The 2,791-nt window shown below is 36.0% G+C and carries 2 protein-coding genes; both read right to left on the reverse strand.

The window, feature by feature from the left end; all coding sequences use genetic code 11:
- Positions 1 to 567: dihydroxy-acid dehydratase (locus ACJMLZ_RS03890; protein ID WP_405304045.1), on the reverse strand; the 567-nt coding region annotated here is incomplete at its 3' end.
- A 284-nt stretch (positions 568 to 851) separates the two neighbouring features.
- Positions 852 to 2,791: DUF11 domain-containing protein (locus ACJMLZ_RS03895; protein WP_405304046.1), on the reverse strand; the 1,940-nt coding region annotated here is incomplete at its 5' end.

A 2,791-nucleotide genomic window follows, 5' to 3' on the forward strand; every position in this document is an offset into this window, starting at 1 on the left:
TCCTGCTCCAGGACAGGCACATCTTTCAAGTTCATTGACTTCCTCTTCTGTCATTTTACCGGCCGAATAAGCACCGACCGCTTCAAAAACTGTAATCAAATCAGCAGGTTTTCCTTTATATTCACCGGATTGCATCGGTCCGCCTGTAACGACAATGGATGGGACATTCACCCTTGCTGCACCCATAATCATTCCAGGAACCACCTTGTCACAGCTTGGGATTAATACCAATCCGTCGAATGCATGTCCCTTTGTCATGCTTTCAACTGTTGCGGCAATAATTTCCCTTGAAGGAAGGGAATATTTCATTCCTTCATGGTTCATGCTGATTCCGTCACAAACCGCCATGGTATCAAATTCAAAAGGGATACCTCCTGCAGCAATAATTCCATCCTTTACAAACTCAACAAGTTCTTTTAAATGGATATGGCCCGGCACAATGTCTGTAAAACTGTTTGCAATTCCGATGAATGGTTTTTTAAAGTCTTCATCATCAAGACCACAAGCCCTTAAAAGAGACCTGTGAGGTGCTCTTTGAATTCCTTTTTTAACATTATCACTTTTCATTTAATCACACAATTTAATCAAATCAGTATTATATATTTCATTAATAACTTTTATAATATTTGAAATTTGTTGAAAATGATAAAATTCGGTTAGTGCATGTAGATTGCCCGATTGATTTTAGAAAAAGCATGCTATAAAATTAATTTATTGAGAAATTGATTTAATAAAAATAACATTTTAATAAAAATTCGATGAAATAATCATTCGAAATTTTAATTAAATTGAAGTAAAAAATTGAGCAAAAAAATAAAAAATATGGGAAAAATTAATTTCCCATAACGTGTTTAAATTCTTCTTCTAATGTCGATACAAACAATTGCGAGCAATGCTAAAAGCATCATTGCAAACGGATTACCTGTAGCATACATTGCTGGAGGTTCTTGAACATCTGCAGGAGGTTCATCTTGAGTATCGTTTGTTTCAACTTCTATGTCAGTAGTGTCATTGTTGTTGGAATAACTGCTTTCACCTGAATCACATTCAGTGTATACATCTACAACAAGTTTGCCGCTTACTAATGTTTGGGTGTAAAGTAAAAGGGTTACTTCATCGCCAATATTTAAATCTCCCATGTCCCAAATTGCATTATCTGAATCATAAGTTCCATTTAATGGTTCGAAACCTAAAAGCTTTAATCCGGATGGCAATTTAATAAATGCATGACTGTTAAGTGCGGAATCAGGTCCCCGATTAGCAACATTAACAGTGAATGTAACTTTATCTCCAACACTCATTTTGCGAACGTTTGGTTCAACAGTGATGAGCAAATCAGCTATAGGAGAAACGGTAGTTGAATTATTGCATTTATTGTTAGTTTCATTAGGATCATATGTATCAGAAGTAATATTTGCTATGTTTTGTATTGTAGCATTAGTAGTATTGACCAAGGTTACAATATTTAAAGTTGCAGATTGTCCGCAAGCAAGATCTCCCACTTTCCAAATGCCGGAATCAGGATCATAAGCTCCTTTTGAATCATCTGAAATATAAACTAACCCATTAACTAGTTTATCGATAACAACTGTATTTACAGCAGTATCACCACCATTGTTAGTAACAATAATGGTCCAAGTGATTTTGTCGCCCCTACGGGTAGCATTATCAGAAACTAATTTAATAATCTCTAAATCTGCCTCAGGGTCGACAGGTAGGGAACTATTATCCTGATTATTCTCTTCTTTTGGATCGTAGGTATCTGAAGAGACAACCACATCATTAACGATTGTAACGTTAGAATCGTTCACTAAGCTTACAATATTCAATTGTGCGGATGCGCCAATGGAGAGATTGCCCATTTTCCAAATACCTGTTTCAGGGTCATATGCTCCGTTAGAGTCATCAGAAACATAAATCAAACCAGCAGGTAAAACGTCACTTGCAATTGCATTTACAGCGTCATCAGGTCCATTGTTGACAACTGTAATTGTCCAAGTAACAGTATCTCCATTGTGACAAATTCCATCACAATCATTTGTTTTAATTACTTCCAAATCGGCTTCAGGAGGAACAACAACAGTATCATTGTTCTTATTGTTAGCCATATTCGGATCATAAGTATCAGAAGTCACATTAACCGGATTGGTAATATTGACATCAGTAGCATTAACAACAGTTGTAATAACCAAACCTAAAGCAACACCACTTTCTATTCTGTCAATAGACCAAACATTGCCGTCAAATGTACCCTCATCAACAGTTTCAACACTAACATCAACCAATTCACCAGGCAACACATCAGTGACAACCACATTCTCAGCAGCATCAGGACCATTATTATAAACAATAATCAGCCAAGTCACAGCATCACCGCAATGAACAGTTCTATTTAAAGCAATTTTAACAACACCAACATCAGCCTCAGGAGGAACAATAACAACATCGGAATCATTATTATTCCACAATTCAGGATCAAAAGTCTCACTGGAAACATTAACCACATTAATAACAGACATATTAGTAGTATTAACAATAGTTCTGATAACCAAAATAGCAACCTGATCAACAGCCATATTTCCAATATTCCAGGTCTTACCGTCAGCAGACAAATTGCCAACTGTAATATTTACAGTGCCATTGTAAATCAATTCAGCAGGTAAAAGATCCTCAAGAACAACATTAACAGCAGCATCAGGACCATAATTCCTAACCATAATAAACCAATCCACAATTTCACCACTATGAGCAGTTAAATTAAGCACACCTTTAATAACCTCTAAATCAGCCT

It is taken from the genome of Methanobrevibacter sp. (genome assembly GCF_045126245.1).
Classification (GTDB): Archaea; Methanobacteriota; Methanobacteria; order Methanobacteriales; family Methanobacteriaceae; genus Methanocatella.